Annotated in this window: 20 protein-coding genes and 1 tRNA gene; 13 read left to right on the top strand and 8 right to left on the bottom strand. The window is 68.5% G+C overall.

Annotation, left to right across the window (positions count from 1 at the left end; genetic code table 11):
• Positions 1–141 precede the first annotated feature (141 nt).
• The 8 genes from thiD to CA237_RS00905 all read left to right on the top strand — a co-directional run bounded on the left by thiD (position 142) and on the right by CA237_RS00905 (position 8935).
• Entirely contained in the window at positions 142–1296 is a 1155-nt protein-coding gene (gene thiD / locus CA237_RS00940) for a bifunctional hydroxymethylpyrimidine kinase/phosphomethylpyrimidine kinase (protein WP_066686915.1), read from the top strand.
• The gene (locus CA237_RS00935) at positions 1289–1885 is read left to right on the top strand and encodes a ribonuclease HII (RefSeq protein WP_066686916.1); all 597 of its coding nucleotides are present in this window, start codon (positions 1289–1291) and stop codon (positions 1883–1885) included. The genes thiD and CA237_RS00935 overlap by 8 nt, the downstream gene beginning before the upstream one ends.
• Before the next feature lie 194 nt (positions 1886–2079).
• A complete protein-coding gene (locus CA237_RS00930) occupies positions 2080–3198 on the top strand; it encodes a site-specific DNA-methyltransferase (RefSeq protein WP_126012341.1) in 1119 nt (372 codons plus the stop codon).
• Complete coding sequence (gene folP, locus CA237_RS00925) at positions 3174–4274, top strand: dihydropteroate synthase (protein WP_241215399.1); 1101 nt, start codon at positions 3174–3176, stop codon at positions 4272–4274. The genes CA237_RS00930 and folP overlap by 25 nt, the downstream gene beginning before the upstream one ends.
• Positions 4275–4343: 69 nt before the next feature.
• Complete coding sequence (locus tag CA237_RS00920; protein ID WP_066686927.1) at positions 4344–6683, top strand: hypothetical protein; 2340 nt, start codon at positions 4344–4346, stop codon at positions 6681–6683.
• Between the two features lie 48 nt (positions 6684–6731).
• A complete protein-coding gene (locus CA237_RS00915; protein WP_126012338.1) occupies positions 6732–7343 on the top strand; it encodes a TetR/AcrR family transcriptional regulator in 612 nt (203 codons plus the stop codon).
• A gap of 395 nt (positions 7344–7738) precedes the next feature.
• Positions 7739–8170 (top strand): hypothetical protein, encoded by a 432-nt coding sequence (locus CA237_RS00910; RefSeq protein WP_066686933.1) that lies wholly within the window; start codon positions 7739–7741, stop codon positions 8168–8170.
• Between the two features lie 60 nt (positions 8171–8230).
• On the top strand, positions 8231–8935 hold the full coding sequence (locus tag CA237_RS00905; RefSeq protein WP_066688027.1) for an NAD-dependent deacylase: 705 nt from the start codon (positions 8231–8233) through the stop codon (positions 8933–8935).
• Here the strand turns inward: CA237_RS00905 and CA237_RS00900 are convergent.
• The 8 genes from CA237_RS00900 to recJ form a co-directional block, all read right to left on the bottom strand.
• Positions 8927–11269, bottom strand: a complete 2343-nt coding sequence (locus CA237_RS00900; RefSeq protein ID WP_126012335.1) for a xanthine dehydrogenase family protein molybdopterin-binding subunit — start codon at positions 11267–11269, stop codon at positions 8927–8929. The two genes, CA237_RS00905 and CA237_RS00900, sit on opposite strands and share 9 nt — an antisense overlap.
• Positions 11266–12255, bottom strand: a complete 990-nt coding sequence (locus CA237_RS00895) for a xanthine dehydrogenase family protein subunit M (RefSeq protein ID WP_066686937.1) — start codon at positions 12253–12255, stop codon at positions 11266–11268. The genes CA237_RS00900 and CA237_RS00895 overlap by 4 nt, the downstream gene beginning before the upstream one ends.
• The gene (locus tag CA237_RS00890; RefSeq protein ID WP_066686939.1) at positions 12252–12758 is read right to left on the bottom strand and encodes a 2Fe-2S iron-sulfur cluster-binding protein; all 507 of its coding nucleotides are present in this window, start codon (positions 12756–12758) and stop codon (positions 12252–12254) included. The genes CA237_RS00895 and CA237_RS00890 overlap by 4 nt, the downstream gene beginning before the upstream one ends.
• 144 nt (positions 12759–12902) lie before the next feature.
• Positions 12903–13769: an SDR family oxidoreductase gene (locus CA237_RS00885; RefSeq protein WP_126012332.1), complete on the bottom strand. Its 867-nt coding sequence runs from the start codon at positions 13767–13769 to the stop codon at positions 12903–12905.
• A 27-nt stretch (positions 13770–13796) separates the two neighbouring features.
• Positions 13797–14258: a helix-turn-helix domain-containing protein gene (locus CA237_RS00880; RefSeq protein WP_126012329.1), complete on the bottom strand. Its 462-nt coding sequence runs from the start codon at positions 14256–14258 to the stop codon at positions 13797–13799.
• Between the two features lie 124 nt (positions 14259–14382).
• Complete coding sequence (locus CA237_RS00875; protein ID WP_066686946.1) at positions 14383–15309, bottom strand: cation transporter; 927 nt, start codon at positions 15307–15309, stop codon at positions 14383–14385.
• A gap of 308 nt (positions 15310–15617) precedes the next feature.
• Positions 15618–15692 (bottom strand) — tRNA-Glu (locus CA237_RS00870).
• A 64-nt stretch (positions 15693–15756) separates the two neighbouring features.
• On the bottom strand, positions 15757–17520 hold the full coding sequence (recJ, locus tag CA237_RS00865) for a single-stranded-DNA-specific exonuclease RecJ (protein ID WP_066686948.1): 1764 nt from the start codon (positions 17518–17520) through the stop codon (positions 15757–15759).
• Between the two features lie 89 nt (positions 17521–17609).
• Here recJ and CA237_RS00860 point away from each other — a divergent pair, with 89 nt between their 5' ends.
• From CA237_RS00860 to CA237_RS00840, 5 genes are all read left to right on the top strand, one after another.
• A complete protein-coding gene (locus CA237_RS00860; RefSeq protein ID WP_066686951.1) occupies positions 17610–18818 on the top strand; it encodes an aminotransferase class I/II-fold pyridoxal phosphate-dependent enzyme in 1209 nt (402 codons plus the stop codon).
• The gene (gene apaG / locus CA237_RS00855) at positions 18815–19213 is read left to right on the top strand and encodes a Co2+/Mg2+ efflux protein ApaG (RefSeq protein WP_066686954.1); all 399 of its coding nucleotides are present in this window, start codon (positions 18815–18817) and stop codon (positions 19211–19213) included. The genes CA237_RS00860 and apaG overlap by 4 nt, the downstream gene beginning before the upstream one ends.
• Entirely contained in the window at positions 19210–20001 is a 792-nt protein-coding gene (locus CA237_RS00850; RefSeq protein WP_066686957.1) for a LysR family transcriptional regulator, read from the top strand. Before apaG ends, CA237_RS00850 begins: the two co-directional genes overlap by 4 nt.
• An 84-nt stretch (positions 20002–20085) precedes the next feature.
• Positions 20086–21078: a cysteine synthase A gene (locus CA237_RS00845; protein ID WP_066686960.1), complete on the top strand. Its 993-nt coding sequence runs from the start codon at positions 20086–20088 to the stop codon at positions 21076–21078.
• Positions 21079–21120: 42 nt separating this feature from the next.
• Positions 21121–21372 carry a hypothetical protein gene (locus tag CA237_RS00840; protein WP_066686963.1) on the top strand — a complete coding sequence of 84 codons (252 nt, stop codon included), beginning with the start codon at positions 21121–21123 and terminating at the stop codon, positions 21370–21372.
• The last annotated feature ends 132 nt before the right edge of the window (positions 21373–21504 follow it).

Genomic DNA, 21504 nt, shown 5'->3' with positions numbered 1-21504 from the left:
GTCCGAAGGACGGTGGAGGGGGTTGGCCGCGCAACGCAACCGTTCCGTATGCCGACATCCCCCTCCACCAGCTTCGCTGGTCCCCCTCCCCGTACCGGGGAGGAGCTTGTCGCGTCCGCATCGCAAGGCTAACCCCACCCCATGACCACACCCCGTATCCTGATCGTCGCCGGTTCCGATTCCGGCGGGGGCGCCGGTATCCAGGCGGATATCAAGACCGCGACGATGCTGGGCGCGCACGCCATGACCGCGATCACCGCGATCACCGCGCAGAACACGCTGGGCGTCGATGCAGTGCATCCCATCCCGACCGACATGGTGATGGCGCAGATCGATGCGGTAGTGCGCGATATCGGCGTCGATGCGGTGAAGATCGGCATGATCGGATCGGCGCGCACGGCGCACGCGCTGGCCGACCGGCTGCGCGACCTGCCCGGCGTCCCGGTGGTGTTCGACCCGGTGATGATCTCGACCAGCGGTGCGCGGCTCGCCGACGAAGCGACGGTCGCCGCGTTCGAGCGGCTGATGGCGGTCGCGACGGTCGCGACGCCGAACCTGCCCGAACTGGAAGCCCTGGGCGGCGTGGACGACATGCTGTCGCATGGCTGTGCCGTCCTGCAAAAGGGCGGGCACGGCGAGGGCGAGGTACTGGTCGACCGGCTGCATCAACGCGGCAGCGGTGCCGCGCCGTTGGTCGAATGGTCGTCCCCGCGCATCGACGGGATGGCGACGCATGGCACCGGCTGTACCCTGTCGACCGCGATCGCGTGCGAGCTGGCGAAGGAATGGACGCTGGTCGAGGCGATCGGCCGCGCGCGCAGTTTCGTGCGGATCGCGATGCTGGGTGCCGACGAACTGGGGCGCGGCGCGGGACCGATGGCGCAGCAGGGGGTGCGACTCGACCTCAACCAGTCGCGCTGGTCGCCGATGCTGAACCAGGTGACGGTGCCGGCCAGCGACGTGCCGGCGAGCGAGCATTTCTACCGCCTGCTCGGCCTCAAGGCGATCGTGCGGTCCAGCCGCCGCTATGCCCGGTTCGAGACCGAGGGCGGGGCGACCTTCTCGATCGAGATGACCGAGGAGCGCAAGGTGCCGGCGGTGTATTTCGAAGTCGGCGACCTGAACGTCGTGGTCCACTATCTGAAAGGGCAGGGGTTGTCGTTCGCGCAGGAGCCGATCGACCGGCCCTGGGGCTGGCGCGAGGCGCGGCTGTTCGATCCGGCGGGCAACGAGGTTTGCCTGTACCAGGCGGGCGAGATGCGGCGGTTTCCGCCATGGCGCATCGCCGATGCCTGACTGGACGCACGAGGCGCGCCATGTCGGGCCGGTGGCGGGGGTGGACGAAGCGGGGCGCGGGCCGCTGGCCGGGCCGGTGGTCGCCGCCGCCGTCATCCTCGACCGCGATTGCGTGCCGGACGGGCTGAACGATTCCAAACAGTTGAGCGCGAAGCGGCGGGCGGACCTCCACGCCCGGCTGCTGGAATGCGCGACGGTCGGCGTCGGGATCGCCAGCGTCGAGGAGATCGACCGGCTCAACATCCTGTGGGCGACGATGCTGGCGATGGAACGCGCGGTCGACGCATTGGGGATGGCGTGCGGTATGGTGCTGGTCGACGGCAATCGCTGTCCGAACTGGGGCCATCCGAGCATCGCGGTGGTCGGCGGCGACGCGATCAGCCTGTCGATCGCCGCCGCCTCGATCGTCGCGAAACAGACCCGCGACGCGATGATGGTCGAAGCGGATGCCCGGCATCCCGGCTATGGCTGGGCATCGAACAAGGGATACGGCGCGAAGGTGCATCTGGAGGCGCTTCGGACGCTGGGTCCGACGCCGCTGCACCGCAGAAGTTTCGCACCGGTCGCGCAGGCGTGTCTGACGCTTTGACCTGCGCGGTTTTGCGACGAACCGAGTGATACCAGATATGGAGTCTGATCCGCGTCCTCAGCCTCAAGATATGCCCCGCAGCGACTCGATTCGTCGCCGCAACGAATCTCCATCAACGCAAGAGTCAAGCATTACCTCTTGACCGCGACTCGTGGATTCCGCGAGATGGCGGCAATGCAAGGGGAATGACGACGATGGTGGCAGTGAAAACCCGGAAGAAGAAGGTCGCGACGACGGTCGCGCTGCCGCTCGACCGGATCCTGATGGACGATTGCATCGAGGCGATGCGCTCGCTGCCCGCCAAGTCGATCGACTGCATCTTCGCCGATCCGCCCTACAACCTGCAGCTGGGCGGCGACCTCCTGCGCCCCGATGGCAGTCAGGTCGATGCGGTCGATGACGATTGGGACAAGTTCGACAGCTTCGCCGCGTACGACAAGTTCACTCGCGACTGGTTGGCCGAGGCACGCCGCATCCTGAAACCCGACGGCACGATCTGGGTCATCGGCAGCTACCACAATATCTATCGGGTCGGGTCGATCGTGCAGGACCAGGGCTTCTGGATCCTGAACGACATCGTGTGGCGCAAGTCGAACCCGATGCCCAATTTCAAGGGCACGCGCTTCACCAACGCGCACGAGACGATGATCTGGGCATCGATGGGCGAGAAGGCGCGCTACACCTTCAACTATCGCCAGATGAAGACGCTGAACGACGAATTGCAGATGCGTTCGGACTGGGAATTCCCGATCTGCGGCGGGCCGGAGCGGCTGCGCAAGGACGGGACCAAGGTCCATCCGACTCAGAAGCCCGAGGCGCTGCTGTACCGCGTGCTGCTGGCGTCGACCAAGCCGGGCGATGTGGTACTCGACCCGTTCTTCGGCACCGGAACCACCGGCGCGGTCGCCAAGCGGCTGGGGCGGCACTTCATCGGGATCGAACGCGACGCGACCTATGTCGAGGCGGCGACCGCGCGGATCGAGGCGGCGCTGCCGCTCGATGAATCGGCGATCCGCGCGATGCGTGCGCCCTCCAAACCGCCGCGCGTGGCGTTCGGCGTGTTGGTCGAAAACGGCCTGTTGCCGCCAGGGTCGGTGGTGGTCGACAGCAAGCGCCGCTTCCGCGCGACCGTGCTGGCCGACGGGTCGCTGCTGTCCGACTGCGGGGCGGCCGGATCGATCCACAAGCTCGGCTCGACGTTGCAGAACGCGCCGTCGTGCAATGGCTGGACCTTCTGGCACACCGAAGGGTCGAAGGGGCTGGTCGCGGTCGATGCACTGCGCCAGCAATGGCTGCTCGCGACGCAACCCTGATGTATCTGCGCCCGGTCCGCTTCGTCGACACGCCGGTCGGGCTGGCCGATGGCGGCGCGTTGCGGCTGGCCGGGGGGATGCTGTGGTTCGCGGCCTATGAGGTGACCGACCGGGCGGGATTGCGGATGACCGTGCCGGTCGAGCGGTTTGACGATTGGGTCGCGACGTCGCCGCCGGACCGGGCGGATCGTGCGCGCCAGCTGCATCGCCGGATCACCGCGCCGCGTCCGTCGTTGACGGTCGGCGAGCGGGTGCTGCGGTTCGACCAGCCGCAGGTCATGGCGATCCTGAATGTCACGCCGGACAGCTTTTCGGACGGCGGGGCGCATGTCGGCGATCCGGCAGGCGCGGCGGCGGCCGGGGTCGCTATGGCGGCGGCGGGCGCGGCTCTGATCGATCTGGGCGGGGAATCCACGAGGCCGGGTGCCGCGACCGTGTGGGAAGGCGACGAGATCGCCCGCGTCGTGCCGGTCGTCGAGCGGCTGGCGGCGGCGGGGGTCGCGGTCTCGGTCGACACGCGCAAGGCGGCGGTGATGGAGGCGGCGCTGGCGGCGGGGGCGCATGTCGTCAACGATGTGGCTGCGCTGGCCTATGATCCCCGCGCGCTGGGCGTCGTCGCCGCGAGCGGGTGTCCGGTGGTGCTGATGCACTCGCCCGCCCCGGCGCAGGGGCCGCATGCCGGGGACGGCTATGGCGACCCGCTGCTCGATGTGTTCGACTGGCTGGAGGCGCGGGTCGAGACAGTGGTTGCCGGCGGGGTCGACCGGGCGAAGATCGTCGTCGATCCTGGCATCGGGTTTGGGAAGGCGCTGTCGGACAATCTGGCGCTAGTGAACGGGCTGGCGCTGTTCCACGGCTTAGGCTGCCCGGTGTCGCTGGGGGCCAGCCGCAAGCGGATCATCGGCGCGCTGTCGAACGAGGCGCCGGCGGACCAGCGACTGGGCGGGTCGGTCGCGCTGGCGCTGGCCGGTGTCGATCGCGGGGCGCAGATCGTGCGGGTGCATGACGTCGCGGAGACGGTGCAGGCGATCCGGGTGTGGCGCGGCCTGCGCGATGCGGCGCTGGTGGCGCGGTAGCCTTCCCGGTCGTTGCACAACGGCCAAGCCGGTGGATCAACTGTCCCTCCGTCCGCTATAGCCGGCCCCATGGTTCGCGTACTCCTGTTGCTCGCCGCGCTGTCGGCATTGTTTGCCGATCCGGCCCGTGCCCAGCAGAACGGGTTCGACCTCGACGGGCCGGAGGTCGCGGTCAGCGTCACGCGGGGGGCGGTCGAACTGCCGGTCGCGGCGGTGCCGGCGCTCAGGGGCGGGGACAGGCTGACCGCGCGGGCGCTGCTGCCGGCGGACCAGTCGGCACGCTATCTGCTGGTCGTCGCGTTCCTGCGCGGCGCGACCAATCCGCCGCCCAAGGACTGGTTCTTTTCGGTCGAGACGTGGAAACCGAAAAAGGATGTGCTGACCGTCACCGTGCCGGAGGGCGCGGAGCAGGCGATGCTGTTCCTGGCACCCGAAGCAGGCGGCGGGTTTTCAGCGGTGCGCGGCGCGGTGCGGGGGCGGCCCGGCGTCTTCGTGCGCGCGGCGCAGGACCTGTATCAGGCATCGCTCGACCGGCAGCGGCTGGACGCATTCGTCGGTGCCATCGGACGGATCGGCGATGCCGCGCCCGAACGGCTGGCGAGCGCCGCCCCGGTACTGGCCGATGCGCTGCGCATCAAGCTGAACGCCGATTGCCTGCTGAAACAGCGGGCGTTGCAGGCGGCGTGCCTGACTCAGCAGCGCGACGCGCTGGTGTTGCAGGCGCAGCGCGGCGCGACACTGACCGAGACGCTGACCGGAGCACCGGTCGACCTGGCCTATCGCGTGGCCGCGACGCGCGAGGGCGGGGCGGGCTATTACAGCCCCTATATCGGCCTAGCGCGCGATCTGGCCCGGCTGTTCGGGGCGTTTCGCAGCGCGCAATATCAATATCTGCCGGCATTGGCGCTGGGGCAGGGCGATGCGATCCACCTGCAGCTGAACAGCGCCCCGTCGTTCCAGAATCCGCGATCGGTGCTGGTCGCGCCGCTGCCCCCGATCGGCGACGCGCCACCGCCCTTGTGGCGATCGGGAGCGCAAGGGGCGCTGTGCCTTGCCCGGCCGGACCTCGTGCTGCCGCTGGACGATGCCGCGCTGCTGTTCGCGACCGATTACGCCCGCGACCTGACGCTGAAGGTGACGGCGGCGGACGGCAAGGTGTCGCTGCTGAAGCTGACGCCCGATGCCGAGCGCGGCGGGCTGGTGCTGGCGGGCGGGGCGTCGGTCGCCGGGCCGATCACCGATGCGGTGGTACAGGGCAGCTGGGGCTTCGACCGGTTCAGCGGGCCCCGCGTGCCGGCGCAGATCGACGGGCCGGGCGCATGGACGCCGCAACCCGATGCCAATGTGATCGTCGGGCGCGATCATCCGCTGGTGTTGCGCGGCGGTGCCTCGGCCTGCGTGTCCGGGCTGACGCTGCGCGATGCCGGGGGGCTCAGCCGATCGCTGACGTGGAAGGCGGCGGCGCCGGATGCGATCGAGACGACGTTGCCGCTCAGCAAGACCCGGCCGGGGCCGTTGACGCTCACTGTCGTGCGGCACGGGGCGGTAGCGCCGGACCAGATTGCACTGACCGGTCGGGCGGAGCCGAGCCGGCTGGACCGGTTCACCCTCCATCGCGGCGACAAGGAAGGGGTGTTGGAGGGTGCGCGGCTGGATCAGGTGGCAGGCCTGACGCTGGGCGGCGTGTGCTTCACGGCCGGCGCGTTGACCCGGGTCGGTGAGGGGGACCGGTTGGTGCTGGTGGCCGAACAACCGCTGGGCGATGCGACCGATACGAGTGCCAGCGTGCAGCTGCGCGACGGGCGCAGCGCCACGGTCGCCGCGACCGTGGCGCCGTCGCGTCCCGCCGTGCAACTGCTCGACCGGCGAGTGGCGTTCGATTCGCCCGCGGGCGCACGGCCGATCGACTTGCCGGCCGGGCTGGTCCCGACGACCGCGACTCTTACCTTTTCGGCAAGGATCGCTGGAGGTCTGGGCGGACCGGACGACGGCATCGAGATCGCGGCGGGCGACGTGAGCCGGCGGCTGACGATCGCGTCGGGCGCCGTGCAGCGGATCGGCGATGACGTGGTGGTCGCGACCATCGCCCCGCAGGCGGCGTTCGGCCCGGCGGTGTCGGGTCCGATCCGGGTCCGGGTATGGCGCGGCGGTACGGCGGGCGATTGGCAGGCGGTGGCGACACTGGTCCGGCTGCCGGTGGTGACCGGTATCGAGTGCCGCGAGAGCTGCACGGTGAGCGGGCGCGACCTGTTCCTGGTCGCTGCGATCGGGACGACCCCCGACATGGCCGGGGCGGTGACGCTGCCCGGTGGGTTCGTCGGAACGAGCGTTACCGTACCGCGTGGCGGCGATGGTGCTATCTATCTGAAACTCCACGACGCCGCCGACGCGGTGTTGCGGGTGCGCTAGTCCGCCGGGGCTTGTGAAAACGGCCAAAAGCAATATGTACCGGTCGTTATGGAAAATGTGATCACCGCTGCACCCAAGGGGCGGCCACGCGAATTCTGTGTCGATCAGGCATTGGCGGCGGCGCTCGGCGTCTTCTGGTCCAAGGGCTATGAAGGCGCGTCGATGGCCGACCTGACCGAGGCGATGGGAATCACCAAGCCCAGCCTCTATGCCGCGTTCGGCAACAAGGAGGCGTTGTTCCACAAGGCGCTCGACCTCTACGAGGCCGAGAAGTTGGAATATATGCGCAAGGCGCTGGAACAGCCGACCGCGCGCGCGGTGGTCGAGCATCTGCTGCGCGGCGCGATCGATGCGCAGATGAGCAGCTGCGATCCCAAGGGGTGCCTGGGCGTCATCAGCATGAGCGCGTGCGGGGCCGAGGCCGAATCGATCAAGGCCGATGTAATGCAGCGTCGCGCGTCGTCGCAGGCGGCGCTGGTCGAACGGTTCGAACAGGCGAAGCGTGAGGGCGACCTGCCCGAGCATGTCGATATCGCCGGGCTGACCGGGTATCTCTTCGCCATCTTTCAGGGGATGGCGGTGCAGGCCGGTTCGGGCGCGACGCGTGCCGATCTGGAACGGGTCGTGGCGACCAGTCTGATGATGTGGCCGGGGCGTTAGCGTTCGATCCGGCATAGCTGGATCGACGCGGCGCCGTGCCTTTACGCGACCGGATCAGGACCTAAATATTATACTACCGAGCGGTACAGAAAGTCGTTGACGAGTCGGCCGGCCGTTAATATACCAGTCAGTATAGAAGGGGCGGCCGACTCGGCATTGCCCGGCTTTCGCAAGGATGCCGCTATGACCGAACCTGTTTTCCGCGCGCCGTCCCCGTAACCGGACGGCACGCCCAACCGCTTAGCTTCATCGACAGACCGTTTTCCGTCCTGACCATCGTGTCCGGGCGATCGATGGTCGGCGTCATCATCACAGCGCCACGGACCCAACGGGGGCGGGCGGCGGCATCATCGTGCCGCCGGTCGGAGGGCGCTGGCCATTTCGGGAGGATATCCATGGCCTATCTGCATTTTTCCGGCGATCCGGTTCTCGCGCCCTATACCGATGCCACGGTCGTTGCACCGGCGCGGGAGCGCAAGGCGTCGGCGACCGGGCTGACCGCGCTCGAATGGTCGGTCGTGGCGCTGGCGCAGCATGATCGCCTTTCCTCGCTGCGCGAGCCGTCGGCGCTGTCGATCGCGCTGGGCAAGGTGTTCGGGCGGGGCGGGCGGTCGCCGACGCTGGCCGATCCGAAGCTGGAGGCATTGCGGCGCATGGCGGTGCTCAGCTGGCATCGCGGCTTCGCGGTCCCGGCCGAGGAGCTGACGGCGTTCCTGCGCGCAGGGTTCACCACCGATCAGTATGAAACCATGCTCGCCAGCATCGGTGCGGCGCGCAGCCGCGACGAACGCGCCGCGCGCGACAAATGGGCGGTGTCGGGGCTGTAATCGTCAGTGGCGGCGTCCGACACCCTTCCGGACGCCGCTTCGGTCGCCTATGCCACGACCATGCGTGCGATCCGTAATATCGTGGTCCTGACCGGAGCCGGCGTATCGGCGGAATCGGGCATCGCCACCTTTCGCGGCCCCGGCGGGTTGTGGGAAGGGCACCGGGTCGAGGATGTGTGCACGCCACCGGCGCTGCGGGCCGATCCGGCGCTGGTCCATCGCTTCTACGACCTCAGGCGCGCGGCGCTGGCGACGGTGGAGCCCAATGCGGCGCATCATGCGCTGGCGGCGCTCGACCGTGCATGGGCCGACGAGCTGCTGATCGTCACGCAGAATGTCGACGATCTGCACGAACGGGCGGGGACGGAGCGGCTGCTGCACATGCACGGCGCGCTCAGGTCCGCATTGTGCGCGCAGTGCGGCGCGCGCCAGGAATGGAGCGGGCCGCTGCCGCCGGGCAGCCGCTGCGGCACGTGCGATGCACCGGCGCTGCGGCCCGACATCGTGTTCTTCGGCGAAATCCCCTATGCGATGGACCGGATCGTCGAGGCGATCGGCGCGTGCGACCTGTTCGTGTCGATCGGCACGTCGGGCGCGGTCTATCCCGCCGCCGGCTTCGTCGAATGGGCGAACGATCGCGGCGCGGCGACGCTCGAACTCAATCTGGAGCGATCGGCCGGGTCGGACCGGTTCGACGACAGCCGGCTCGGCCCGGCGGGCGAGCTGGTGCCCGCCTGGGTCGCCGAACTGCTATCGTCACAATAGCCGGTCGAGCGTGATCGGCAGGTCGCGGACGCGGGTGCCGGTCGCGTTGTAGACCGCGTTGGCGACCGCCGCCGCGACGCCGGTAATGCCGATCTCGCCGATGCCATGCGCACCCATCGGTGCGTGCGGATCGGGAATGTCGGTCCAGATCACGTCGATCTCCGGCACGTCGAGATGCACGGGGACGTGATATTCGGCCAAGCTGGGGTTCATGATCCGGCCGTTGCGTTCGTCGAAGTGCGTTTCCTCCATCAACGCCATGCCCAGCCCCATGACGATGCCGCCCCTGAACTGGCTGGCGGCGGTGCGGGGGTTGAGGATGCGGCCGCAGTCGAACGAGCCGAGGAAGCGGCGGATACGGATCTCGCCGGTGACGCGGTTGACGCCGACTTCGCAGAACAGGGCGCTGTGCGAATGCATCGACCAGTGCATGAATTCGAACGGCATCGATCCGGCCTTGGTCACGCTGACGCTATCACGCTGCGCTCGGGCGAGGATCGAGGCGTAGCGTTCGCGCCGGGTCGGGTCATCCAGCTTCGCAAGCGCGCCGCCGTCGCTGCCGACCTCGTCCGCCGACAGGCCGGCCAGCGGGGAGTCGTTGCCGGCCAGCTTCAGCAGGGTCGTCACCAGTTCGGCATGCGCCGACATGACCGCCGCGCCGATCGCGGCGGTCTGTTGCGAACCGCCGGCCATGATCGCGCCGGGAATGTCGCTGTCGCCATAGCCAACCTCGACATGATCCAGCGGAAGGCCGAGGCGTTCGGCGGCGACGATCGCGGTTGTGGTCGCGGTGCCCATGCCCATTTCGGCGGCGGCGACCTCTACCTTCGCATAGATCTCATCGCCTGCGCGGCGCAGCGTGATGCGCGCCTTGGCCCCGGGCATGCGGTAATAGGGATAGGTGCCGGTCGCGCAACCCATGCCGATCTGCCATTCGCCCTCGCTCCGGGCGCCGGGGGCGGCGGGGCGGGCGTCCCAGCCGAAGCGCTGCGCCCCGTCACGCCAGGCCTGTACGATATGGCGCGAGGAGAAGGGCAGGCCGCTGGTCGGGTCCTTGTCCGGCTCGTTGCGGATGCGCAGTTCGACCGGATCGATGCCCAGGTCGACCGCCAGCTCGTCGATCGCCGATTCCAGCGCGAACGTGCCGACCGCCTCGCCCGGCGCGCGCATGAAGGTGTTGGCGATCATGTTCATCCGCGCCACGTCGACCTGCAGCAGCAGGTTCGGCACGGCATAGGCGCTGCGGGTGCCGAGGATGAACGGTTCGGGCATGGCGTTGTGCGGCGTCATCACCGACAGGCCGGTATGGACCAGCGCCTCGAACCGGCCGTCCGCGCTCGCGCCGATCGTCACCCGTTGTTCGGTCAGCGTGCGTCCGCCGACGGTGCGGTACATCCCCTCGCGCGACAGGGCGATGCGGACCGGCCGACCGGACAGGCGTGCGGCGGCGGCGGCGATCACCTGATGATCCCACAGCCCCTTGCAGCCGAAACCGCCCCCGACATAGGGCGAGGTCAGGCGGACCTGGTCGGGCTTCAATCCGAAGACGTCGGCCATGGTCTGCGCCTGCTGCGTCACCATCTGGCTGGCGTCGCGAATGATCAGACGGTCGCCGTCCCATTTCAGCGTCGCGGCATGGGGTTCGATCGGGTTGTGGTTGTGGCGCGGCGTGCGATAGCGCTGGTCGACCCGGTGCGCCGCCTTTGCCAGCGCCCCCTCCGCATCGCCGATCGCGTTGCGCAGCGGCTGGCCCATGAACAGCGCCTGTTCGGTGCCGTTCGCCTTTGCCGTGGCAAGGTCGGTGGTCGACGGCGCTGCGGCATAGGTCACGTCGAGCAGCGCGACGGCGTGATCCGCCTGTTGCTGCGTTTCGGCCAGGACGCAGGCGACCGGCTGCCCGTTCCAGTGGATGCGGTCGTCCTGGAAGATGGCGAGGTCGTGGGGACCGACGGCGCTCGGCGAACTGCCGAACATCGGCGCCTTGGCCATGTGCGGGGCGTTGCGATGGGTCATCACCAGCAAGACGCCCGGCGCCGCCTCCGCCGCCTGCGTATCGATCGCCGCGATCCGTCCGCGCGCGATCGTCGAATAGGCAAGCGCGGCATAGACCATGCCATCGAAGCGGTGCTCCGCCGCGAAGGCCGCGCCGCCGGTCACCTTCAGATTGCCGTCGAGGCGCGAGACGGGCTTGCCGATCAAACCGTGCTTGCGCGCGATCAGCGGGTCGGGGGTGCCACCGGGCATCCAGCGGTCGGGGGCGAGCGGCACGACCTTTTGCAGCGTACCCATCACCAGCCCCTGCATCTTCTGCTTGGCGGAATCGACAATGCTCATGCCGCTTCTCCCTTGGTCAGCGCGCCCAGCACGGCGGCCATCGTCCGGCCGGCCAGTGCCGGTTTGAAGCCGTTGTCCCGCAGCGGCTGTGCATCGGCAAATTCGGCGGCGGCGGCGTCGAGGAACGCCTGATGACCGGCCGGGCGCCCGCGCAGCATCGTCTCAGCGGTCGAGGCGCGCCACGGTTTGTGCGCGACGCCGCCGAACGCGATGCGCAGGTCGGCGATGCGGTCGCCGTCCATCTCGACTGCCGCCGCGACCGAGACGAGCGCGAAGGCATAGCTCGAACGGTCGCGGACCTTGCGATAGGTCGAATTCGCACCGAAGCGCAGCGGCGGCAGCTCGATCGCGGTGACGAGGTCGCCGGGCTCCAGCACCGTATCCCGATCCGGCCGGTCGCCGGGCAGGCGGTGCAACTCGGCAAGTGGCAACGTCCGCGATCCCGTCGCGCCGTCGACATGGACGATGGCGTCCAGCGCGGTCAGCGCGACGCACATGTCGGACGGGTGCGTCGCGACACAGGCGTCGGACGCCCCCAGCACGGCATGGATGCGGTTGAACCCGCCCAGCGCGTCGCAACCGGTGCCGGGCGCACGCTTGTTACAGCGCGACCCTTCGGCATCGTAGAAATAGGTGCAGCGCGTCCGCTGGAGCAGGTTGCCGCCGACCGTCGCCATGTTGCGGATCTGCGCCGACGCCCCGGCCAAGATCGCGCGGGTCAGCATCGGGTAGCGGCGGCGCACCAGCCGATGTTCGGCGAGCGCGGTGTTGCGCGTGGCGGCTCCGATCATCAACCCGCCCTCGGCGGTTTCGTCGATCGCGGCGGGCAGGGCGCTGACATCGACCAGCATCGACGGTTCGGCCAGCCGCTCGCGCATCAGGTCGACGAGATTGGTGCCGCCGCCGAGATAGGCGGCACCGTTCGCGCCGCCCATCCGCTGCGCCTCGGCACGATCGGTGGCGCGGGCATAGGTGAACGGGGTCATGCCGCGACCTCCGCCGCGACGGTCGCGCGAATGGCATCGATGATCCCGTTATGCGCGCCGCAGCGGCAGAGATTGCCGCTCATCCGCTCGCGGATCTCCTCGCCGGTAAGCGTGACCGTCGCCGACAGGTCGTCGGTCACCACGCTCGGCACCCCGCGCCGTGCCTCCGCCGCCATGCCGATCGCCGAACAGATCTGCCCCGGCGTGCAATAGCCGCACTGGAAGCCGTCATGGTCGATGAACGCCTGTTGCAGCGGGTGGAGCGCGTCGCCGTCCGCGACCCCTTCGATCGTTGTGATCTGCCGCCCGGCATATTGCACCGCCAGCGCGAGGCACGACAGGATGCGTTCGCCATCGACCAGCACGGTGCAGGCTCCGCATGCGCCCTGGTTGCAGCCCATCTTGGTGCCGGTCAGGTGCAGCCCCTCGCGCAGATGTTCCAGCAGCGAGACGCGGGGATCGGCGGGGAGCGCCACTTCCTTTCCATTGACGATCAACGACATGGCAAGTCTCCGATTCCGAAGCTGACGCGCAGGAGCAGAACAGGTTGCGGGCCTGCCGTCGAGCAGTTTCGGTCGAACGGTACGGACGCTGCGGTAGCCGGCGGGCCTGCGCGAAACTCGCTCGCGCAGACCGGCTGTCCGCAATCAGCTACCCGGTCGCGCAAAGCTATCACGATGATCGCGAACGAAGTCCGCGAAGCTGTGTGGTGCCTGTCCGGTAAGGCGTTCGATCTCGAACGTCGGGTCGATGTCGTGATGCCCGGCGACGACGTCGGCGAACTGCACCACCAGTCCCTTCGCCATCCAGCGCGAATTGCCGGTCAGGCGGAGGAGCGCGCGAAATAGCGGGGTCGGCAGGTCGAGATAACGGACCTTGTGGCCGACCGCCGCCGACAGGCGCTTCGCGGCCTCCTTCATGTCGAGCGTTTCCGGCCCGGTCAGAAAATAGGTCGCGCTGTCATGGCCATCCTGCATCAGGACCGTCGCGGCGACGCGGGCGACGTCGCGCGTATCGATCCAGGAAACCGATCCCGTGCCGGTCACCTGCGGCAGGAAGCCCCGGGCGATCGGGTCCTTGAACCACAGGAAATTCTGCATGAAGGCGGTGGGCTTCGGGATCGTCCAGCCGATGCCTGCCGCGCGCAGATGATGATCAATCAGCGCATGCGTCCGCGCCCACGGCACCGGCGATCGCACATTCCCGTCCGATGCGGAAATCTTGACGATCCGGCCGATCCCCGCGCGTTTGGCCGCGTCGATCGCTGCGGTTTCCTGCGCGAACTGGTTCGGGGTGGGCGGCGTAATCAGGAACATCGTGTCGCAACCCTGCATCGCGCCCGCCAGCGTCTCCGGCCGATCGAAGTCGCCGAGGACGCCGTCGATGCCCTGCCTGGCGAACGCGTCGACCTGCTCCTGCTTGCGCGCCATGGCGCGGAACGGCGTTCCTGCGGCCTTGAGCAGCCGGCACACTTCGCCACCGATGCCGCCGGTGGCTCCGGAGATCAGAATCATGGGGGAGGGTCCTTCGACGTTGAGGAACTAGAGAGCGTCGGACGGGTCGAGCCGCTTCGAAATCACCGCGATCATGGCGTGGAGCGTCGCGATCGCCTCGCGGATGCGCGGCACGCCGATCCGATCGACGATCGCTTCGTCCAGCGGTGCGACGGCCTGCTCGGCGCCGATCAGCGTCGTCGATCCGGCGGGCGTCAGCACGACCAGCTTGGCCCGGCGGTGATGCGGGTTGGGATAGAAGGCGACCAGCCCCCGTTCGGCCAGCAGATCGGCGATGCGCTGCACCGCCTGCCGGGTCAGCCCCATGGCGCGGGCGATCGACGCCACGGTATGCGGGGCGGGCGAATAGTGCAGGGCGGCCAGCACCTGCCACCACGCGCTGGTCAACCCGAGCGCGGCGACCAGATCGTTACCCGCACTGACCAGCCGCCCATTGGCGCCGAAGACCGACAGCGCGAGTTCGCGGACATCGGGGTGAAGATCGGACATAGCCGCTGTACTCAAGTTGACAATATGTTGTCATAATCAGGATGGGCCGGGTTGGTTCCATAGCCAAGTGGCTACCCTGCAGTCCTTTGGGTTCAGAAGGGCAAGGCGACGGTGCCGGCCCCGGTCAATAGGCCCATTCGGGATCGGTGGTGAACACGATCGTCAGCCACCGGTCGGGGCTATCCTTGCCCAACGCATCGCCAATGGCGTCGCGCAGCAGGTCCCATTCCTCCAGCCGGCGGGCCGGCCAATGTTCGGGAACGATGAAGGCAAGCTCGATCTGGATGCCCCGGCCGACCCGGGCGACGAACGCGCGGTGGCCGACGAAACCGTGCTGCTCGACCACCTTGCCGGCAACTTCCTCAACCTGAGTCCACAGGTCGCGGGGCGTCACCAGCAGGATTTCGGACAGCGCCTTGCGCACGGTCGCGAACGGCCCGGGGATGATGACGACGCAGACGAGGATCAACGCGATCGGATCGACATAGGGCGCGATCCAGCCATATGGCCCGCCCTGTACGGCAAAGCCGATGATGAATGACAGGAACAGCGCACCGCTCAGCGCCGATGTCATCGCCCATGCCCGCGCATCGAGCGCGACGAAGGCCGATCCGATCGAACGGTTGGCGCGCCGGACGAGTACGGCCATGCCCATATCGACCAGCAGGCTGGCGCCGGTAAAGGCCATTACCGGCCCGAAGGCGAGCGCATGGCCGCCGGAAAGGATCGCGCCGACGGCGTTGATGATCGCATAGACGCTCGCACCGATCAGCAGGGTGCCGTTGACCCCCAGCACGAGCGGTTCGAGGTGCCAGAACCCCATGGTGAAGCGCCGGCTGTAGATGCCGCCCGCCGCGTCGGCGGTATTGGAGGCGGCGATCAACCGGGCGACGAGCAATGCCATCCCGGTCATCGCCGCGTCGATCAAGCCATAGACCCCGTCGAACACGATAGCCGACGACCCGACCACGATGCCAATACCGGCGCCGGCCATCGCCAACACGATGGTAACGACGACGGACAGGCGCAGTATACCTTGTTCGGTCTTCATGCCGCACCTGTGCCTCATTTCGAGGGCCGCTGTCATCGCCATTCCCGCAAAACCCGGGACTAGCGGTTTCGCTAGTGGAACGCCCGGCGACGAGGCGGAGCAGCAATGGCGTCCGAAGCAGGATCGGCGCCTTTGCGGATCGTTGGAGGCGGTGTCGTCACGCGATGGCCGGAGGTAGCCGGTCGGACGCATTCAAATCCGGGCAAATGTCCTAAAGCAACCCGCTCATGCACCGGGGGTAGCGTTCGCAGCGACGCGCAAATCATAAGGGAAAAGGTTGCCGCACCTTCCGCGAAATATCGCTGGAATGGTGACCCCTACGGGAATCGAACCCGTGTTTCAGCCGTGAAAGGGCCGCGTCCTAACCGCTAGACGAAGGGGCCGTGAAGGCGTGAGCGGGCTGTTAGGGGAGGGATTTGGATTGGTCAACAGACTTTTGCATTTTTCTCAATCCGCCCAGGCCATGTCGTCGATGTGCAGTTCGGCGGCGGGGCGGCTGCCCCAGTCGTCGAGCTTTGCCCGGCCCGCCAGCCACAGCTTGCGGTGCGGTGGGGCGCCCAATAGTGCCATGCCGAGCTCGGTTTCGGCCTGGCGGAACGCCACGCCCTTGAACCGGCGGCCGTCGTCGCCGGTCAGGATCGCGCGGACATGGCCGTTGCCGACGACATCGGCCTTCACGATCCGCACGGGTCCTGCCGCCACGCGCGGCGCGGGCCAGCCCATGCCGTAGGGGCCACCGGCCTCCAACGCTTCGATCAGCAGCGGGCTGACCCCGCCGGGGGCAAGCACCGCGTCGACCAGCAGCGCGCGGTCCTCGCGGGCGCGCTCGACCGGTTCGGCCATGCGGGTGTGGAGGAAGTCGGCGAGCGCGGGGATCGCATACTCGGCAACGGTCACGCCCGCCGCCGCGGCATGGCCGCCGCCCGCGCTGACCAGCCCCAGCTCCTTGGCGGCCAGGATCGTCGCCCCCATGTCGACGCCGGGGATCGACCGGCCCGATCCCTTGCCGACGCCATGGTCGTCGATCGCGATCACCAGGACGGGACGGCCGAGTTTTTCCTTCAGCCGCCCGGCCACGATGCCGATGACGCCGGGATGCCAGCCGCGCCCGCTGACCACCACGCAGCCGCGCGAGTCCTGCGCGCGCGCCGACAGGTCGGCCTGCGCCTGCACATCGCCTTCGATCACGCGGCGTTCCTCGTTCAGCCGATCCAGTTCGACCGCCAGCGCACGCGCTTCCTCCGGGTCCTGCGTCGTCAGCAGCCGGACGCCCAGGTCCGATTTGCCGACGCGCCCGCCGGCATTGATCCGCGGCCCGAGCGCGAAGCCGAGATCGGTGCAGGTCGGCGCGCGGGTCAGGCGCGATGCCTCGATCAGTGCGGCGAGGCCGATATTCTGCCGCCGGGCCATGACCTTCAGCCCCTGCGCCACGAACGCCCGGTTCAGTCCGCGCAGTTGCGCCACATCGGCCACGGTGCCAAGCGCGACCAGATCGAGCAAGTCGAGCAGCTTCGGTTCGGCGCGCCCTGCGAAGAAGCCGCGCGCGCGCAACGTCCGCACGAGTGCCGCCGCCAGCAGGAACGCGACACCGACCGCCGCCAGATGGCCATGCGCCGCACCTTCGCCCTCGTCCAGACGGTTGGGGTTCACCACCGCCAGCGCAGGCGGAAGCTGCGTCGTGCACTGGTGATGGTCGACCACCAGCACATCGACCCCGGCATCGCGGGTAGCGGCGAGCGCATCGAACGCCTGTGCGCCGCAATCGACGGTGACGATCAGCGTCGCTCCTTCCCCGGCCAGCCGCAGCATCGCCGGGGCGTTGGGGCCATATCCCTCCAGCTGCCGGTCGGGAATATAGGGGCGGGCGGCAAGGCCCAGGTCGCGTAGCAGCCGGACCAGCAATGCTGAAGACGTCGCGCCGTCGACATCGTAATCGCCGAAGATCGCGACCGATTCCTTCGCCATCACCGCATCGGCCAGTCGTTCGGCGGCACGATCCATGTCGCGGAAGATCGACGGGTCGGGCATGAATTCGCGGATGCTGGGCGCCTTGTGCGCCGCCAGCCCTTCGCGCGGACAGCCGCGAGCCAGCAGGATACGGGTGACGAGATCGTCGGCGACGAACCCGTCGTCGCACACATCGCCCTCCAACCCGCGCCAGCGCCACGGCTGTCCCAGGATCGAGCGATGCACATTGAGTACGGAACGCATCGCCGCGCTGTACCCGTTGGGCAGGGAGCGGTCCAGCGGGGCGCATCTCCTCTGGAAATTCTTGCCCCAAGCGCGCAAAGACCCTGCCCATGAAGCGCAAGACCGGACAAGACCGCAGCATCACCGCCAACTGGCGCCCCGCAACGCAGGCCGTGCGCGGCGGCACCGCGCGCAGCGAATATGGCGAGACGTCGGAGGCGTTGTTCCTCACTTCGGGCTATGCCTATGACTGCGCGGGCGATGCCGCCGCGCGGTTCGCGGGCGAGCAGGTCGGCATGACCTATTCACGGTTGCAGAACCCGACGGTCGAGATGCTCGAAGAACGCATCGCGCTGCTCGAAGGGGCGGAGGCATGCCGGACGATGGCGACCGGCATGGCGGCAATGACGGCGGCATTGCTCAGCCAGTTGTCGGCGGGCGACCATCTGGTCGGCGGGCGCGCCGCGTTCGGCTCGTGCCGCTGGCTGACCGATACGCTGCTGCCCAAATTCGGGATCGAAACCGACGTGGTCGACGCGCGCGATACGCAGGCGTTCATCGATGCCAGCCGGCCGAATACGAAGGTCTGGTTCTTCGAGACGCCGGCCAATCCGACGATGGACGTCGCCGACCTGACCGCGATCTGCGCGGCGGCGCGCGAGCGGGGCATCGTCACCGTCGTCGACAACGCCTTTGCCAGCCCCGCGCTGCAACGGCCGATGGATTTCGGCGCCGACGTCGTCGCCTATAGCGCCACCAAGCTGATGGAAGGGCAGGGCCGCGTCCTCGCCGGCGCGGTGTGCGGGACGAAGGCGTTCATCGACGACGTGCTGCTGCCCTTCACGCGCAATACCGGGCCGACGCTCAGCGCGTTCAATGCGTGGGTGGTGCTGAAGGGTCTGGAAACGCTCGACCTGCGTGTGATGCGCCAGTCGGAAAACGCGCTGAAGGTCGCGAGCTTCCTCGAACAGCGCGTGCCCAAGATCAACGCGCCGGGCCTGCCCAGCCATCCGCAGCATGAACTGTGCATGCGGCAGATGAAGATGGCCGGGCCGATCTTCTCGTTCGAACTCGATGGCGGGCGTGCCCAGGCGCACGGGCTGCTCGACGCGCTGCAACTGATCGACATCTCGAACAATATCGGCGATTCGCGCTCGCTGATGACGCATCCGGCCTCCACCACCCATTCGGGCGTGGCCGAGGAAAAGCGGATCGAGATGGGCATTTCCGAAGGCATGATCCGCATCAATGTCGGCCTCGAAGACGCCGAGGACCTGATCGCCGATCTGGACCAGGCATTGCGGGCGGTCGCCCTATGAAAGCGCTGTTCCCGCACGAGGCGACGACCGGCGGTATCGTGGTGCGGGTATCGGCGACCTATCTGCCCGAACAGTCGCAGCCTGCGCAGGGCCGCTGGTTCTGGGCCTATCATATCCGCATCGAAAACGGGTCGGAGCGTACCGTCCAGCTGCTGACCCGCCACTGGATCATCACCGACGGACGCGGTGAACGGCATAGCGTGGAGGGCGAAGGCGTGATCGGCGAACTGCCCGTGATCGAACCCGGCGGCAGCTTCGACTATGTATCGGGCTGTCCCTTGTCGACCTCCAGCGGGGCGATGCAGGGCAGCTATCACATGCTGGCCGATGATGGAGAGACGTTCGACGTGACGATCCCGCGCTTTGCCCTGCTGGCCCCGGCGGTCGGCGCATGAAGCGGACGCATCTTCCGCTCAACGGCCTGCGCGTGCTCGATGCCGCCGCGCGCCATCTGTCGTTCACCCGTGCCGCCGACGAACTGGCGGTGACCCCGGCGGCGGTCGGGCAGCAGGTCCGCGCGCTGGAGGATACGCTGGGCGTCGTGCTGTTCCGGCGCACCACGCGCGGTCTGGAACTGACGCCGGAGGGCGAGGCCGGGCTGGCGGCGCTGCGCGGCGGGTTCCTGCAGTTCGAGGAAGCGGTCCGCGCGATGCAGGCCGGGCAGTCGTCCAAGTCGCTGACCATCGCCGCGCCGCGCGACCTGACGCAGAAATGGCTGTTGCCGCGCCTGTCGCGCATCGCCGCCGCCGACCCCGAACTGCGCTTTGCGCTGGTCGCGGCCGACGACGCGCTCGACTTCACCGAAGCCAATCTCGACCTCGCCATCCGCTGGGGCGAAGGACCCGGCGCGCATGAGGGCGAGGCGCTGGAATCGGACGGAATGGTAACCGTCGAGCGCGCAGGCGGCGGTGCCGATACGCGGATCGGCTGGCCCGGCTGCAACCCCGAGGATGCTTCGGCGCTGGTACGGGTCGCCGATGCCGGGCTGGCGATCGACGCGGCGGCAGCGGGGCTGGGCCGGGCGACCGTTCCCGAACTGCTCGCACGCGATGATGTGGCGGCCGGACGGGTCGTGGTGGTCGGGGAGCCGAAGTCGGGGCGGCTCGGCTATTGGCTGGTGGCGCCGTTGCCGCAGTGGCGACAGGCGAAGGTAAAGGCGCTGGTCGACGCGCTGGCGGGGTAGGGCATAGCCCGCATTGCCTGCCCTCAACCCATTCTACCACGCCGCGCGCTTGCCCCGGCGGGCGTCCCGCGCCATCTGGAAGCCATGCACACCGCCACTGATACGCTCGCCCTGATCGGCCATACCCCGCTCGTCCGGTTGAAGGGGCCGAGCGAGGCGGCGGGGGCGGAGATTTTCGCCAAATGCGAATTCGCCAATCCCGGCGCCAGCGTGAAGGACCGTGCCGCGCTGTCGATCGTCGAGGATGCGGAGGCGCGCGGCCTGATCCAGCCCGGCGGCACCATCGTCGAAGGGACGGCGGGCAATACCGGTATCGGGCTGGCGCTGGTCGCCAATGCCAAGGGCTATCGCTCGATCATCGTCATGCCCGAGACGCAGAGCCGCGAGAAGATGGACACGCTCCGCGCGCTGGGCGCCGAGCTGGTGCTGGTGCCCGCCGCACCCTATTCCAACCCCGGCCATTTCGTGCACACCAGCCGCCGGATCGCCGAGGAGACGCCGAACGCGATCTGGGCGAACCAGTTCGACAACATCGCCAACCGCCGCGCGCACATCACCGGCACGGCGGCCGAAATCTGGGAGCAGATGGGCGGGCGGATCGACGGCTTTACCTGTGCGGCGGGAACCGGCGGCACGCTGGCCGGCGTCGGGCTGGGGCTGAAGGAGAAGGACGAATCGGTCACCATCGCGCTGACCGATCCGCATGGCGCGGCGCTGTACGACTATTATGCCCATGGCGAGTTGCGGTCCGAAGGAACGTCGGTCGCCGAAGGGATCGGCCAGGGGCGGATCACCGCCAACCTCGACGGCGCGCCGATCGATACCCAGTTTCGCGTGTCGGACGAGGAGGGCATGGTCTGGGTTCGCCGGCTGCTGGCGGAGGAGGGGCTGTGCCTTGGCCTGTCGTCGGGCATCAACGTCGCGGGCGCGGTGCTGCTGGCGCGGCAACTGGGGCCGGGCAGCCGGGTGGCGACGATCCTGTGCGACACCGGGTTCCGCTATCTCTCCACGCTGTACAATCCCGAATGGCTGGCGGCGAAGGGGTTGGCGGTCGACAGCGGGGCGACTTCGGCGTAACACCGCGCCCAGATGACGCCGCGATCGGATCAATCCCAGTTATTGCAACGCCTGCGCGTCGGCGCGACCGGATTGGTGCTGGTCGTGCTGCTGATCGTGCTCGCCAGCGCCTTGTTCCGCTCGGCGATCGACGAACCGCCGATCGGCGAGGATGTGACGGCGGTCGATGAACAGGCCAATGTCGCTGTCGCGAACCTGACGCCCACCGGCAATCCGGACGAGCCGCTGGCCGAACTCGGCATCTCGCCCGGCGCCGCGCCAAGCAACAGCACGGGCTTGCCCGAGGTTCGCTGAACCCCCTTCGTACCTGATCGTACAGGTCACCCCGGCGAAAGCTGGGATCTTCCGGTGATTGCGCACAGCACGAGCCGCACGAGACCCCAGCCGTCGCTGGGGTGACGTAGCGCTCTGCCGTTTTCCCATCCT

This window comes from Sphingomonas sp. ABOLH, from assembly GCF_003951715.1.
GTDB classification, from domain to species: Bacteria; Pseudomonadota; Alphaproteobacteria; order Sphingomonadales; family Sphingomonadaceae; genus Sphingomonas; species Sphingomonas hankookensis_A.
The sequence above is the reverse complement of the archived record's forward strand: the minus strand, read 5'-3'. Positions and strand labels throughout refer to the sequence as shown.

Coding starts and splice junctions, on each gene's coding strand:
- CA237_RS00905 (WP_066688027.1), top strand. CDS start 8,231: ATGCGTGCGATCCGTAATATCGTGGTCCTGACCGGAGCCGGCGTATCG.
- CA237_RS00885 (WP_126012332.1), bottom strand. CDS start 13,769: ATGATTCTGATCTCCGGAGCCACCGGCGGCATCGGTGGCGAAGTGTGC.
- thiD (WP_066686915.1), top strand. CDS start 142: ATGACCACACCCCGTATCCTGATCGTCGCCGGTTCCGATTCCGGCGGG.
- CA237_RS00920 (WP_066686927.1), top strand. CDS start 4,344: ATGGTTCGCGTACTCCTGTTGCTCGCCGCGCTGTCGGCATTGTTTGCC.
- CA237_RS00935 (WP_066686916.1), top strand. CDS start 1,289: ATGCCTGACTGGACGCACGAGGCGCGCCATGTCGGGCCGGTGGCGGGG.
- CA237_RS00900 (WP_126012335.1), bottom strand. CDS start 11,269: ATGAGCATTGTCGATTCCGCCAAGCAGAAGATGCAGGGGCTGGTGATG.
- CA237_RS00930 (WP_126012341.1), top strand. CDS start 2,080: ATGGTGGCAGTGAAAACCCGGAAGAAGAAGGTCGCGACGACGGTCGCG.
- CA237_RS00860 (WP_066686951.1), top strand. CDS start 17,610: ATGAAGCGCAAGACCGGACAAGACCGCAGCATCACCGCCAACTGGCGC.
- folP (WP_241215399.1), top strand. CDS start 3,174: ATGGCTGCTCGCGACGCAACCCTGATGTATCTGCGCCCGGTCCGCTTC.
- CA237_RS00875 (WP_066686946.1), bottom strand. CDS start 15,309: ATGAAGACCGAACAAGGTATACTGCGCCTGTCCGTCGTCGTTACCATC.
- apaG (WP_066686954.1), top strand. CDS start 18,815: ATGAAAGCGCTGTTCCCGCACGAGGCGACGACCGGCGGTATCGTGGTG.
- CA237_RS00915 (WP_126012338.1), top strand. CDS start 6,732: ATGGAAAATGTGATCACCGCTGCACCCAAGGGGCGGCCACGCGAATTC.
- recJ (WP_066686948.1), bottom strand. CDS start 17,520: ATGCGTTCCGTACTCAATGTGCATCGCTCGATCCTGGGACAGCCGTGG.
- CA237_RS00890 (WP_066686939.1), bottom strand. CDS start 12,758: ATGTCGTTGATCGTCAATGGAAAGGAAGTGGCGCTCCCCGCCGATCCC.
- CA237_RS00845 (WP_066686960.1), top strand. CDS start 20,086: ATGCACACCGCCACTGATACGCTCGCCCTGATCGGCCATACCCCGCTC.
- CA237_RS00910 (WP_066686933.1), top strand. CDS start 7,739: ATGGCCTATCTGCATTTTTCCGGCGATCCGGTTCTCGCGCCCTATACC.
- CA237_RS00850 (WP_066686957.1), top strand. CDS start 19,210: ATGAAGCGGACGCATCTTCCGCTCAACGGCCTGCGCGTGCTCGATGCC.
- CA237_RS00880 (WP_126012329.1), bottom strand. CDS start 14,258: ATGTCCGATCTTCACCCCGATGTCCGCGAACTCGCGCTGTCGGTCTTC.
- CA237_RS00895 (WP_066686937.1), bottom strand. CDS start 12,255: ATGACCCCGTTCACCTATGCCCGCGCCACCGATCGTGCCGAGGCGCAG.